Here is a 12770-nt window from a genome sequence, read left to right on the forward strand (position 1 = left end):
ACCCAGCGTGCTCCGGCCGTCGCTCGGGACCCGGGTACCCCGAACCAGGCGGTCCAGGGCGGTTCTCGCCGTTTCCCCGTCGGTGAGGTTTCCGCCGCGCTACTGGAGGGCGCGGACCGCGGCGGTGAACACCGGAGGCAGCCGGGCCGCCGCCGGGACGACCATGCGGGCGGTGCCGGGGCGGCGGCTCGCGGCCAGGAGGGCGCCGGTCAGCAACCGGTGCCGCCTGGTCAGCAGGGCCCACGCCCGCTCGTACTCCCGCGCCCTCCCCGCCGCGAGGCAGCGGACGGCGGCACCGGCCGTCGTCAGGCCGAGGGCGATCCCCTCGCCGGTGAGGGCGTCGACGTAGCCCGCCGCGTCGCCGACGAGCAGGACACGTCCGGCGACCCTGCGGCGTACCCGCTGGAGCAGCGGCCCGGCGCCCCGCACCTCCGTGGCCCCGGCCCCGCGCAGCGACGCGGTGAGGTCCGGGAAGCCGGCCAGGTGCTCGTCGTATCCGCGCCGCACGCGGCTGAGGACCGCGACACCGACCAGGTCGTCGGCGACCGGTGTCACGTAGGCCTCGCCCCGGCCGGACCAGTGGACCTCGACGAAGTCCGTCCAGGGCTCGACACGGTAGTGCCGGCGCAGACCGTAGCGCCGGTGCGCGCCGCCGGGCAGTTCCAGCCCGAGGCCGCGGCGGACGGCGGAGTGCAGGCCGTCGGCGGCGATCAGCCAGCGCGCCGTGAGTCCCGCGGCGGTGACCGTGTCCGCGGTCTGGCGCACCTCCCCCGCCCTGCCCGGCACGATCCGCACACCGAGGCCGAGCGCGCGCTCGTGCAGCGCGCGGTGCAGCTCGGTACGGCGGACGCCCAGGCCGCGGGAGCCGCGGAAGGACGCCTCGGCGCGGGCGGTGCCGTCCACGTACCGGATTCCGCGCAGTTCCTTCCCCACGGGTTCGACGCCCAGCGCCCGCAGCCCGGCGACGCCGCTGGGCATGACGCCTTCTCCGCAGGCCTTGTCGACGGGCGCGGTCCGCGGCTCGACCACGACCGCCTCCAGGCCCGCCAGCGCGCTGTGGATCGCGGCGGCCAGACCGGCCGGGCCGCCACCGGCCACCAGGACGTCGATCACGCCGGAACGGACCCGAACGAGGTGGCCACGCCGGCCAGTGCCCGGTTCTCGCACCGGATGCGTACCGTGAGCACGGCGGCGTTCACCAGCGTGAAGACGACCGCCGTGACCCAGGCGGTGTGCACCAGGGGCAGGGCCACACCCTCCGCGACGACCGCCACGTAGTTCGGATGCCGCAGCACCCGGTAGGGGCCGCGAGCCACCAGCGGCAGGCCGGGCACGACGATCACCCGGGTGTTCCACCGGGACCCCAGGGTGGCGATGCACCACCAGCGCAGCGCCTGGGCGCCCGCGAGCACGGCCAGCATGGACCAGCCGAGTGCCGGGACGAAGGGCCGGCCGGCCAGCCACACCTCGGCCGGGCAGCCGAGCAGCAGGGCTGCGTGCAGGGCGACCATCGCCGGGTAGTGCCCCCGGCCCGCCTCGATCGCGCCGCGCGCACGGCTCCAGCGCCCGTTGCGACGGGCGACGACGAGTTCGCCGGCCCGTTCGGCGGCGACGGCGGCCACCAGCAGTGCGTACCAGTCCATGTGTCCGTGTCCCACCGTTCCATGTCGTGCGCCGGGTGGCCTACCAGCGCAACAGCACCAGTTCACAGGCGAAGCCCGGCCCCATCGCCAGCAGCACGCCCGGGGTGCCGGCGGGCGGCCGGCGGGTGGCCAGGGTGTCGCGCAGTACGTGCAGCACGGACGACGAGGAGAGGTTGCCCACGTCGGCCAGATGACGCCAGGTCACGTCCAGGGCCCCGTCCGGAAGGTCGAGTGCTTCACCGACGGCCTCCAGGATCCGGGGCCCGCCGGGATGGCACACCCACGCGCTGACGTCCTTCGTCTTCAGACCGTGGTCGTCCAGGAACCCCCTTACGTCGTCGGCGAGGTGACGGCGCACCAGCTCGGGGATCTCCGGGTCCAGAACGACCTGGAAGCCCGAGTCCTTGATGTCCCAGCCGAGGGCGCGGCTGGTGTCGGGATACAGCCGGCTGCGCGTGTCCACGATCGTGGGGCCGGCGGCTTCGCCCGTACGACGGGATCCGCAGGCCACCACCGCGGCCGCGCCGTCCCCGAACAGGCCGGTGGCGACCATGTTGGCCAAGGAGGCGTCGTCGCGCTGGAAGGTCAGCGAACACAGTTCCACCGACAGCAGGACCGCGACTTCCTCGGGCCGGCCCAGCAGATAGTCGTGCATCCGGGAGAGGCCCGCGGCACCCCCGGCGCAGCCCAGGCCGAACATCGGCACCCGTCTGACGTCCGGCCGCAGTCCGAGGCGGCCCGCCAGCCGGGCGTCGACGGAGGGCGCGGCGATCCCCGTGACGGAGGTGAAGACCAGCAGGTCCACATCGGCCGCGGCCAGACCGGCCAGGCGCAGTGCCTCCCGGACGGCCTTGGCCCCCATGTCCGTCGCGGCCTGGACGAAGACGCTGTTCGCGGCGCCGAATCCGTCCAGCTCCTCGTACTGTTCGAGCGGCAGGGTCATGTGGCGGCCGCCGACCTTCGCGGCGCGGTGCAGCCGGTCGAGCGCGCGGCGGTCGGCTCCGGCCCGCAGACACCTGCGGGCCACCATGTCGGTGATCTCGGACTGGTCGTAGCGGTGCGGCGCGAGGGTTCCGTGAACGGCGGCGATCCGCGTCATAGGGCTCCCGTCCGAACCGGCTGGGGTGGGCTTGCCCCACAGCCCTTCCCCGGACCCGCACATCGCCACCAGGGATCGCCCGTCCGGCCGTTCGTCCCGTGGCGAGCCCGGACCACGTGGACGAAGCCTCCTACCATCGGCGGGTGGGTACTCCCGAGCACACGACGGCCAAAGACACCGCGGGGCGCGGGAGTGGCCTGGTGGCCGGTCTGGGCCGGGCGTGCCACCCCGGGGCGGTCGTGGCGGTCACCACGCTGACGGCGGCGCTGGCCGTGATCACCGGCCGTGGTCCCGGGGGTTGTCTCCTGGTCTGGGCCGCCGTGCTCGCGGGGCAGCTGTCCGTCGGCTGGTGCAACGACGCGTTCGACGCGCGGCGGGACATCGCGGCGGGCCGCCGTGGCAAGCCCGTCGTGGACGGAGCGATCGGAGCGGGGCAGGCGTGGGCCGCCGCGTACGCGGCGCTGGCCCTGTGTGTACCCCTCTCGCTCCTCTGCGGCCTCACGGCCGGCGCCGTCCACCTGACCGCGGTCGGTGCGGCATGGGCGTACAACCTGCGGCTCAAGGCCACCTGTTGGTCCTGGGCGCCCTACGCGCTGGGGTTCGCCGCGCTCCCCGCCTTCGTGACGCTCGGGCTGCCCGGCCGTCCGTGGCCGGCCTGGTGGGTCCTGGCCGCCGGAGCGCTCCTGGGGGTCGGAGCGCATCTGGGCGATGTCCTTCCCGACATCCGCGGCGATCTGGTGACGGGTGTACGGGGGTGGCCGCAGCGGCTGGGACCGGGCCGTGCCCGGCTGCTGCTCCCGGTACCGCTGGCGATCGCGTCCGCGCTGCTGGCGCTGGGGCCCGCGGGGCCGCCCGGCCGGCGCGAGGTGACGGCGCTGGCCCTGGTCCTCCTGGTGGCGGTGACGGGGACGGCGCTGGGACGCCGCAGGGAGCGGCTGGCGTTCGCGACGGCGGTCGTCGTGGCGGCGGTCGATGTGGGCCTGTTGCTCGGCGGCACCGGGATGGGACCCGGCTGAGCGGTCATGGACCCGGAGTGGCGCGTTCCCGTACACACGGAAGACCCGCACCGTGCGGTGCGGGTCTTCCTCGGCGAAGCCGTCCGGCGAGCCGAGTGGTCACGGGCTCTGGCGGCGTCCGGCCGTCGGCCGGTCGTCCTCCGTCATCCGGTGCTGAACGGGCGTGCCGTCAGGGGACGTTCAGCGGCCGTCGTGGCCACGGTGGTCGTCGTGCCCGTGGCCACGGTGGTCGTCACGGCCGTGGCCGCGGTGGTCGTCACGGCCGTGGTTGCGGTCGTGGTGCCGGCCCCAGGAGACGCTGTCGACGAAGCGGCCGCGGTCGTTCCGCAGCGTGGCGGTGTCGGAACGGTTGTCCCAGACCTCGTTGCGGCGGTCCTGGAAGAGGTCACGGCTGGTGTCACGGCCGTAGCCGGTGTGGACACGGACGGTGGCACGGCCGGCCAGGGTGTAGTGCCTGAAGGTGTAGCGGTTGCCGTCCTTGTCCTTCAGCGTCCACCCGTTCAGGTTCACCCCGCGGCGACCGGAGTTGGTGATTTCCACCCACTCCGCGTTCAAGGAACGGGCGGAGCGGTCGTCAAAGCCCGGCGCGTTGCTCTGGACCCTGCTGATGGCCACGTGCGAGCGGTCGAAGCGCGGATCCGCGGCCGAGGCCGACACGGACGCCGAACCGACCAGCGCGCCGGCCGCCAGGGCGGCGGCCACCATACGACGGGCAGTGACAGACGTGGAAACGGACATGAATGCTCCTCAAGGTTCGAGAGCCGGCACACCCCGTGCGGGCACCCCTCTCGGGGAACCCGCACGGTGCGACCCTGTGCGAGTCCCGGCCCGGTGGCCGAGGACTCATAACTTGCTGCACATCCCCGCCCAGGACGGGCGACACCCGACCCCTGTTACGAATTACGGACATGTCGGTTACAGATGCTTGTATCAGCCCTTTAACTGCTGAAAGCCGATGATTGACGTCTCGTCATCGCCAACTCCCGTACTCCTACAGCTTCCGGGTGATAGCCGGGCATCCTCCACGTCATCCCAGCCCACCGGGCCGTCACCCGAAAGTGAGTAACACCGTTCCGCTCCGGTCGGATCGCGTGACGGTCGGGGATCAGGCTCGACGGGACGACCCGGAAGACGGGACCTCGAAAACAGGGCCTCGAAACACAGCCTCGAAAGCACGGCCCGGACACAAAACCCGGGAACAAGACCCGGAGGACAGACACATCATCGACGCGGCCGGACCACAAGCCGCGGAAGCAACGGGTGGCATCCGGGGGGAGTCTGCACCTCTGGGGGGGAGCCTGCGTCGCGACGAACGTCATCGGCAGGGCCGTCGCCGACGGACTCGGCCCGGTCTCGGGCCGGAAGGTCTCGGGCGCTTCGGCACGACCCGCGCGAGGTGGTGGGTCGCCGACGGGGGGAGGACGGCGCCACTCGGGCCGTCGGAACATCGGCGCCGGAGGCGCCGGAAAGGGCGGATGCCGCCCACCGCGGCATGTCGCACGCGGCTGCTGTGTCAGTACACGGCCCGGCGCCCCTCCTGGGGAACAGCGAGCCTTCGTGGTCCGCCGTCCCGCACGACGCCTCGGCCGAAAACGTTCGGCGAGGCGCCGTGCGGGCGTTACGCGGAAATCAGGCGGGGGTGATGTTCTCCGCCTGCGGGCCCTTCTGACCCTGGGTGATGTCGAACGTCACGGCCTGGCCTTCCTGGAGCTCACGGAAGCCAGTGGCGTTGATGTTGGAGTAGTGCGCGAAGACGTCGGGGCCGCCGCCGTCCTGCGCGATGAAACCGAAACCCTTTTCGGCGTTGAACCACTTGACAGTTCCGCTGGCCATGCCAGTGCCTCTCACTCGATGACGGGTCCGCACCGCGCGAACCCGGAGGTAGTCGTCCTGGTCCTCGGGCACTGCACAGCAAAACGCCCGCACCACGGCGCGGGCAGGTACTGCGAACCACGACATCTGCCAGCGACGTTACACGGCGAGAGCGCCTCTCACCAGAGAGCGAGGGCCGTCAGGTGCAGCGCCACTGCAGACACACACGCCTCACGACGGCCCGATGTCCGCGGCCGGCCCCGGTCGTCGAGCAACGCCGGAACGCGGCCGCCCCATGGCTCATGGTCACGGACCGGCCGTCAGGACGGCGCCGAGAAGGCTCACGGACGGGGCCGCTCCACGTGACGCAGAACACGATGAGAAGACGCGGTCACTTCGTGTGCGACGTGCGGTGCCGCTGTCGTTCGGAGTGGCGGGCGGGGCGCGGAGGGTCGATGCGGGCACTGTCGCAGGTCGCTGACTGTCCGTACGCTGACAAGTCAGGTAACTTCAGGAGTGACCGACGGGGGGACCGTCATGTCCTGGGATCATCAAGGCGCTCGTGACGGCTTCGTCGTTCCGCCGATGCCGGCCGCGCCGCCGCCCGCTCCCGCCAACCCCTGGCGGGCCCTCGCGGTGGCGTTGCTGAACCTCAGCGGGCTCGGGCTCGGTTATGCCGTCGTGCGCCGCTGGGGGCTGATGGCCGTGTGCTGGGTCGCGACGGCGATCCTGCTCGTGGTGGCCCTGCCCGCGGACCCCGACGGGGTCCCCGGTGCCGCGCTCGTGCTCTACCTGCTCTTCCTCGTACTGGCCGCCGCGCACGGCGCGTCCGTGGGCCTGCGGACCCGGTTGGCGCTGCTGCCGAGCGCCTTGATCGCGGCCGTGCTCGGCGTCGTCCTGCTGGCCGTGCCCGCCGCGGGAGTCGTCCTGTACGACGGAGCGCGCGACGAGGCCACGGAACAGATGCTCCTCGACCGGCTCGAACGGGCCGACAAGCTGGTCGGACAGTCCGGGAAGCAGGACTTCGCGACGGCCGAGGCCGGATACCGCCGCGCCCTGGCCGCCTACGGCGCGCTCCGCGAGGACCACCCGGGTTCACGCGCGGCCCGGCAAGTGCCCGACCGGCTCAAGACCTACTACGCCACCGTCGCCGCCCCGTACGCGCGAGAGGACTACTGCTCCGCCGTACCGCCCTTGAAGTACCTGCGTACGCTGCCGCGCACCATGGACAGGAAGACGCTGGGCAGCCTCGCCCGCTGGCCCGACGACCGGCTGGCCACGTCGCTCTACGAATGCGCGGCGGCGTCCCTGAGCGGCGAAGGCGAGGGCTGGACCACACAGTTCGGCGAGCTCCTGTCGACCTTCCCCAGGTCCGCACAGGCCGGGAAGGTCGAGCCCGCCGTGAAGAGCGCGGTCGACAAGGCGGTCGGCTCCGTGGGCGGCGACGACCCGTGCACCGCCGTGGAGCGGCTCGGGACCCTCGATACGCAGGTCCGCGGACTGCCCGGGGAACAGGCCGGTGTGGCCGACGCCCTCGGCGAGGACGCCGACCGGGCCTCGCGGAGCGCGCGTTCGGGCGCGTACGCCTGCGGTGTCGACCAGTACAAGGACAAGAAGTTCAGTGACGCCGTCACCACCATGAACGACTTCGCCAAGAAGAACCCGCACCACAAGAACCGGGCGCGCGCGCAGAAGATCGCCATCGCCGCGGAGGTCGCGCAGACCGTGCCCGCGGCCGGGAAGCGCCTGCCGACGACGGCGTCGGGCGGCAGCATCACCGTCACGGTCAAGAACGACAGCCCCGACGAGATAACGGTCCTGTACACGGGACCCGTGACGGGGAGCTTCAACCTCAAGGCCTGCGGGGGCTGCTCCTCGTACTCGCTGGGCAGCACGCTGGGAATCGGCTTCAAGCCGTGCAGCGACAGCGGCAAGCACTATCCGCAGCGGACCATCCGTCTGCCCGTCGGCACCACCTACTTCGTGCACAAGTCCCGGAGCGGCACCGGGAAGTCCCCCGCCTCGGACACCGCCAAACTGTCACCGGGCTACATCTACACGGAGTGCGCGTACACGACCACGGGCTTCGGTTACTGAGCCGATGGCGGGGCGTCCGGCGCGGGTCCGGGCGCCCTCGGCCGTCGGCGGCACGACGCCCGCGCGGCCTCGCCGGCGCGCGTGCCCGTGGCTGGACGACGGTCCTTGCGTCTCGATGATCCGTCTGGGCGTCAGCGAATGTCCCACTCGTCGAACGGGACACAGTCATGCAGCGTGTAGGCCCAGTCCTGGAAGTCGGCGACGAAGAAGGCTCGCGTCAAGAGGATGTCACCGGCCCGTTGGCCCCGGACCATCAGGCCGAGTTCCTCGGAGTGCGGTTCGCTCTCGATGAGGTGCCATCGCTCAAGGCCACGGTCCCCCGCGTACCTCTCGAACTCCTCCTCGAGCCGGGACGGCACACGGCCGATCAGGCGGACGCCCTCGACGCGGACCTGGGGTCCGCGCAGGGCGTCGACCGCGACGGCCGCCAGCTCACCGGACTCTCTGTGGTAGGCCACCACGTCGTGCTCGTACAGCGGTCCGCCCTCGGGGCGGTACCCCACACGGTGTGCCAGGGCTCCGTGCGGCCGGCCCATCGCGTCGTCGCCGCCGGAGAAGCCCCGGGCTTCCATCGCCGCGGCCACGTCCTCCAGGCCCGAACCGAAGCGGACCGACGGACTCGTACGGTACGAGGTCCCGCTGCGGACGCTCGGCGTCGTCGATGACGGTCCACATCGGTGCGCGTCCCTCCGGGGCGTCACGGAACCACGTCGAAAGCGGCCCACTGATCGGCGGCGACTGTACAACCGCCCCGTCGCACGGATCACCGGGCCCCGGCCATCGGCGCAGGCCACACCGTACGGGCACCTCACAGACCCCGGAGCGGCGGTGTGTGGAGCGCGTAACCCCCGGTGATCGAGCGGCGTGACAACCGCGTAATGGGTCCTTCGTAGCGTCGGTGGAGGAAGGTACCGATCACACGGAGGGCCGCTCGTGACCACGACCACCCAGCAGGTGCGGACGGTCTGCTCGTACTGCGGTGTCGGCTGCGGGATGGTTCTCGACGTCGGTACGGGGCCCGACGGACGGCGTACGGTCCTGAAGGCGTCCGGCGACAAGGCGCACCCCGCCAACTTCGGGCGTCTGTGCACCAAGGGCGCGACCACGGCCGACATGCTCGCCGCCCCCGGACGGCTGGCCTCGGCCCTCGTGCGCGCCGAACGGGGAGCGGAGGCCGAGCCCTCCCCGGTGGACGCGGCGATCGCCGAGACGGCCCGTCGGCTCCGCGCGGTGATCGACGAGCACGGCCCGGACGCCTTCGCGTTCTACGTGTCCGGGCAGATGAGCCTGGAGGCCCAGTACCTGGCGAACAAGCTGGCCAAGGGTTTCGTCGGGACCAACCAGATCGAGTCGAACTCCCGGCTGTGCATGGCCAGCGCGGGCACCGGATACAAGCTGTCGCTGGGCGCGGACGGCCCGCCCGGCTCCTACCAGGACTTCGAGCACGCCGACGTCTTCCTGGTGATCGGCTCCAACATGGCCGACTGCCATCCGATCCTGTTCCTGCGCATGATGGAGCGGGTCAAGTCGGGCGGCGCCAAGCTGATCGTCGTCGACCCCCGGCGCACCGCGACCGCCGACAAGGCGCACCTGTTCCTGCCGGTCCGGCCCGGCACGGACCTGGCGCTGCTCAACGGTCTGCTGCGTCTGCTGTACGAGAACGGTCACACGGACGAAGCCTTCATCGCCGCGCACACCGAGGGATGGGAGGCGATGCCGGAGTTCCTGGCCGACTACCCGCCCGCCACCGTCGCCGGGATCACGGGTGTGCCGGAGGACGACATCCGCGAGGCGGCCCGGCTCATCGGCGAGGCCGGGGAGTGGATGAGCTGCTGGACCATGGGCCTCAACCAGTCCACGCACGGCACCTGGAACACCAACGCGCTGGTGAACCTGCACCTGGCGACGGGAGCGATCTGCCGGACCGGCAGCGGCCCGTTCTCGCTGACCGGCCAGCCCAACGCCATGGGCGGCCGGGAGATGGGATACATGGGTCCGGGACTGCCCGGCCAGCGGTCGGTGCTGGTCGACGCGGAGCGGGCCTTCGTCGAGGAGTTGTGGGGACTGGCCCCCGGCACGGTCCGCAAGGACGGGGTCGGCCAGGGCACGATCGAGATGTTCCGGAAGATGGCCGACGGGGACATCAAGGCGTGCTGGATCATCTGCACCAACCCCGTCGCGTCCGTGGCCAACCGCAAGACCGTCATCGAGGGCCTGGAGCGGGCCGAGTTCGTCGTCACCCAGGACGTGTTCGCCGAGACGGAGACCAACGCGTACGCGGACGTCGTCCTGCCGGGGGCGCTGTGGACCGAGACGGAGGGCGTCCTCGTCAACAGCGAGCGCGATGTCACGCTCGCCCGGCCCGCGGTGGATCCGCCCGGGGAGGCGATGGCGGACTGGCGGATCATCGCCGCCGTCGCCCGCGCGATGGGCTACGAGCGGGGGTTCTCCTACGACAGCGCGGAAGAGGTCTTCGAGGAGATCAAGCGCGCCCACAACCCGAAGACGGGCTACGACCTGCGGGGCGTCACCTACGAGCGGCTGCGCTCCACGCCGGTGCAGTGGCCCTCCGCGCGCGAGGACGGTCCCGACCGCAATCCGATCCGCTATGCGGGCGAGGACGGCGGGGGCCCGGTCTTCCCGACGGCGAGCGGCCGCGCGGTGTTCCACGCCCGCCCGCACATCGCTCCCGCCGAGATGCCGGACGACGACTACCCGTACGTCCTGAACACCGGCAGGGTGCAGCACCAGTGGCACACCCTGACCAAGACGGGCAGGGTCGCCAGGCTGAACAAGCTCAACCCCGGGCCCTTCGTGGAACTGCACCCGGACGACGCCGCCGCGCTCGGTGTCGCCGACGGCGACTCGGTGGAGGTCGCCTCCCGGCGCGGCCGGGCGGTGCTGCCCGCGGTCGTGACCGACCGGGTACGGCCGGGCTGCTGTTTCGCGCCCTTCCACTGGAACGACCTGTTCGGTGAATACCTGAGTGTCAACGCCGTCACGAGCGACGCCGTGGACCCGCTGTCCTTCCAGCCGGAGTTCAAGGTGTGCGCGGTGTCGCTGACCAAGGTGGCGACCCCGGTGTCCGTGACGGCGCCGCGAACGGCCACGGTCACGACGGGACCCGGGAGCGGGGCGGGCGCGGTTCCGGCCCTCGCGGCGGCCGCCGCGACCGGGAGGCCGGGCCCGCCGGCCGCCCTGCCCGCGGGTCCCGCGGGCGTCTTCGGGCTCGAGCCCGCCCCGCCACCGGTCCTGGCAGAGCACGAGCGGCGGTATCTGGTCGGCTTCCTCGCCGGCATCGAACCGGGCGCTCCCGGCGTACCGGTGCTGCCTCCGGGCGCGCCCTTCAGTCCCGAACACGCCCTGTGGGTGAACGGGGTGCTCGCCGGCATGTACTCCCGGGCCGTTCGGGGAACGCCGCCCCCGGCCCCGGCGCCCACAAGCCCCGTCCGGGAGGTCGTCGTCCTGTGGGCCTCGCAGACCGGCAACGCCGAGGAGTTCGCCACGGCCGCCGCCGACCGGCTGACCACCACCGGGCACAAGGCCACGCTGGTCGGCATGCACGACGCCCACCCGGGGGAACTGCCCGCCGGCGCCGACGTCCTGCTGATCACCAGCACCTTCGGTGACGGTGACGCGCCCGACAACGGCTCCGGGTTCTGGGACGCCCTGGCCGCGCCCGACACCCCCCGCCTGGACGGCCTGCGCTACGCGGTCCTCGCGTTCGGCGACTCCTCGTACGGCGACTTCTGCGGGCACGGCCGCCGCCTCGACCGGCGCCTCGACGAACTGGGGGCCGTACGCCTCGCACCGCGCACCGACTGCGAACCCGACTACGGGCCCTCGGCCACGGCCTGGCTCGACCAGGTCCTCGCCTCCCTGACCGACGACGCCGTGGAGACGGCCGCGCCGGGAGCGTCCCCTCCCCCGGCGCCGCCGTCCGCCGCCCCGCCGAGGAGGCCGGGCCCCGTCACCGCCCGTCTGGCCGGAAACCGGCTGCTCAGCCTGCCCGGCGCGGGCAAGGAGGTCCGGCGCTTCACCTTCGACACCCGCGACAGCGAGACCCCGCTCGTGTACCGGGCCGGCGACGCCCTCGGCGTACGCCCCGTCAACTGCCCGGAGCTCGTCGCGGAATGGCTGGCCGCGACCGGACTCGCGCCGGACGGCACCGTGCGCCTGGAAGGCGGCGGGGAGGTGCCCTTCCACGACGCCCTGCACCGGCATCTGGACATCACCCGGATCACTCCCGGGATGCTGCGCTTCGTCGCCGAACGCACGCACGACCGGGTCCTGAAGAAGCTCCTGCGCCCCGACAACAAGGACGAACTGGCCCGGTGGTCCTGGGGCCGTCAGGCGGTCGACCTGATCACCGAACACCCGGTCCGGGCCGACGCCCAGGAGTGGACCGACATGCTGAGGCCGCTCCAGCCCCGGCTGTACTCCATATCCTCCAGCCCGCTGACCGACCCGCACCTCGTCTCGCTCACCGTCTCCGTCGTCCGCTACGAGAACCACGCCGGACGACCGCGCCAGGGCGTCTGCTCACCCTTCCTCGCCGACGCGGCCCCCGGCACACCGGTACCGGTCTTCGTCCAGTCCTCCCCGAGGTTCCGGCCGCCGGCCGACCCCGCCACCCCCATGGTGATGGTGGGCCCCGGCACCGGGATCGCGCCCTTCATCGGTTTCCTGCACGAACGACGCGCCCTCGGCCACCGCGCGCCCAACTGGCTGTTCTTCGGCGAGCAGCACCGGGCCACCGACTTCTACTACGAGGAGGAGCTCGCCGGCCTCCTCGCCGACGGCACCCTCGGCCGCCTCGACACGGCCTTCTCCCGCGACCAGCGGGCCAAGGTCTACGTCCAGGACCGGATGCGCGAGCACGGTTCCCAGCTGTGGTCCTGGCTCCGCGACGGAGCGCACTTCTTCGTGTGCGGCGACGCCTCCCGCATGGCCAAGGACGTCGACCAGGCCCTCCGGGACATCGCCGTCGCCCACGGCGGCCACAGCGCGGAGGGGGCCGCCGCGTACGTCAAACAACTCGCGGCCGAGAAGCGGTACGTCCGCGACGTGTACTGACCGGGGCGGGCCCCGCCGCACGCGGGG

Annotated in this window: 9 protein-coding genes; 3 read left to right on the forward strand and 6 right to left on the reverse strand. The window is 72.4% G+C overall.

Annotation, left to right across the window (positions count from 1 at the left end; all coding sequences use genetic code 11):
- Positions 1–99: 99 nt before the first annotated feature.
- Genes ACFYW9_RS22230 through ACFYW9_RS22240 form a run of 3 tightly spaced genes read right to left on the reverse strand, consistent with a single transcriptional unit; the run spans position 100 to position 2742 of the window.
- On the reverse strand, positions 100–1113 hold the full coding sequence (locus tag ACFYW9_RS22230) for an NAD(P)/FAD-dependent oxidoreductase (protein WP_389152956.1): 1014 nt from the start codon (positions 1111–1113) through the stop codon (positions 100–102).
- Positions 1110–1643, reverse strand: a complete 534-nt coding sequence (locus tag ACFYW9_RS22235; protein WP_351863464.1) for an isoprenylcysteine carboxyl methyltransferase family protein — start codon at positions 1641–1643, stop codon at positions 1110–1112. Before ACFYW9_RS22235 ends, ACFYW9_RS22230 begins: the two co-directional genes overlap by 4 nt.
- Positions 1644–1683: 40 nt before the next feature.
- On the reverse strand, positions 1684–2742 hold the full coding sequence (locus ACFYW9_RS22240; RefSeq protein ID WP_351863465.1) for a 3-oxoacyl-[acyl-carrier-protein] synthase III C-terminal domain-containing protein: 1059 nt from the start codon (positions 2740–2742) through the stop codon (positions 1684–1686).
- 143 nt (positions 2743–2885) lie between these two features.
- Between ACFYW9_RS22240 and ACFYW9_RS22245 the strand changes: the two genes are divergently transcribed.
- Positions 2886–3758, forward strand: a complete 873-nt coding sequence (locus ACFYW9_RS22245) for a UbiA family prenyltransferase (RefSeq protein ID WP_389152961.1) — start codon at positions 2886–2888, stop codon at positions 3756–3758.
- 180 nt (positions 3759–3938) lie between these two features.
- On the opposite strand, the gene ACFYW9_RS22250 is transcribed toward ACFYW9_RS22245, so the two are convergent.
- Together ACFYW9_RS22250 and ACFYW9_RS22255 are read right to left on the reverse strand one after the other, a co-directional pair.
- On the reverse strand, positions 3939–4496 hold the full coding sequence (locus tag ACFYW9_RS22250) for a lamin tail domain-containing protein (RefSeq protein ID WP_389152964.1): 558 nt from the start codon (positions 4494–4496) through the stop codon (positions 3939–3941).
- Between the two features lie 891 nt (positions 4497–5387).
- Positions 5388–5591, reverse strand: a complete 204-nt coding sequence (locus ACFYW9_RS22255; RefSeq protein ID WP_037622929.1) for a cold-shock protein — start codon at positions 5589–5591, stop codon at positions 5388–5390.
- 516 nt (positions 5592–6107) lie between these two features.
- Between ACFYW9_RS22255 and ACFYW9_RS22260 the strand changes: the two genes are divergently transcribed.
- Positions 6108–7667: a hypothetical protein gene (locus ACFYW9_RS22260; protein WP_389152969.1), complete on the forward strand. Its 1560-nt coding sequence runs from the start codon at positions 6108–6110 to the stop codon at positions 7665–7667.
- A 131-nt stretch (positions 7668–7798) separates the two neighbouring features.
- Here ACFYW9_RS22260 and ACFYW9_RS22265 read toward each other — a convergent pair whose 3' ends face one another.
- Positions 7799–8251: a hypothetical protein gene (locus tag ACFYW9_RS22265; protein WP_389152972.1), complete on the reverse strand. Its 453-nt coding sequence runs from the start codon at positions 8249–8251 to the stop codon at positions 7799–7801.
- A gap of 409 nt (positions 8252–8660) precedes the next feature.
- Here ACFYW9_RS22265 and ACFYW9_RS22270 point away from each other — a divergent pair, with 409 nt between their 5' ends.
- On the forward strand, positions 8661–12743 hold the full coding sequence (locus ACFYW9_RS22270; RefSeq protein WP_389153094.1) for a molybdopterin-dependent oxidoreductase: 4083 nt from the start codon (positions 8661–8663) through the stop codon (positions 12741–12743).
- Positions 12744–12770: the final 27 nt, after the last annotated feature.

The sequence above is a fragment of the Streptomyces sp. NPDC002698 genome, from assembly GCF_042888945.1.
Taxonomy (GTDB): domain Bacteria; phylum Actinomycetota; class Actinomycetes; order Streptomycetales; family Streptomycetaceae; genus Streptomyces.

Coding starts and splice junctions, on each gene's coding strand:
- ACFYW9_RS22235 (WP_351863464.1), bottom strand. CDS start 1,643: ATGGACTGGTACGCACTGCTGGTGGCCGCCGTCGCCGCCGAACGGGCC.
- ACFYW9_RS22260 (WP_389152969.1), top strand. CDS start 6,108: ATGTCCTGGGATCATCAAGGCGCTCGTGACGGCTTCGTCGTTCCGCCG.
- ACFYW9_RS22270 (WP_389153094.1), top strand. CDS start 8,661: ATGGTTCTCGACGTCGGTACGGGGCCCGACGGACGGCGTACGGTCCTG.
- ACFYW9_RS22240 (WP_351863465.1), bottom strand. CDS start 2,742: ATGACGCGGATCGCCGCCGTTCACGGAACCCTCGCGCCGCACCGCTAC.
- ACFYW9_RS22255 (WP_037622929.1), bottom strand. CDS start 5,591: ATGGCCAGCGGAACTGTCAAGTGGTTCAACGCCGAAAAGGGTTTCGGT.
- ACFYW9_RS22250 (WP_389152964.1), bottom strand. CDS start 4,496: ATGTCCGTTTCCACGTCTGTCACTGCCCGTCGTATGGTGGCCGCCGCC.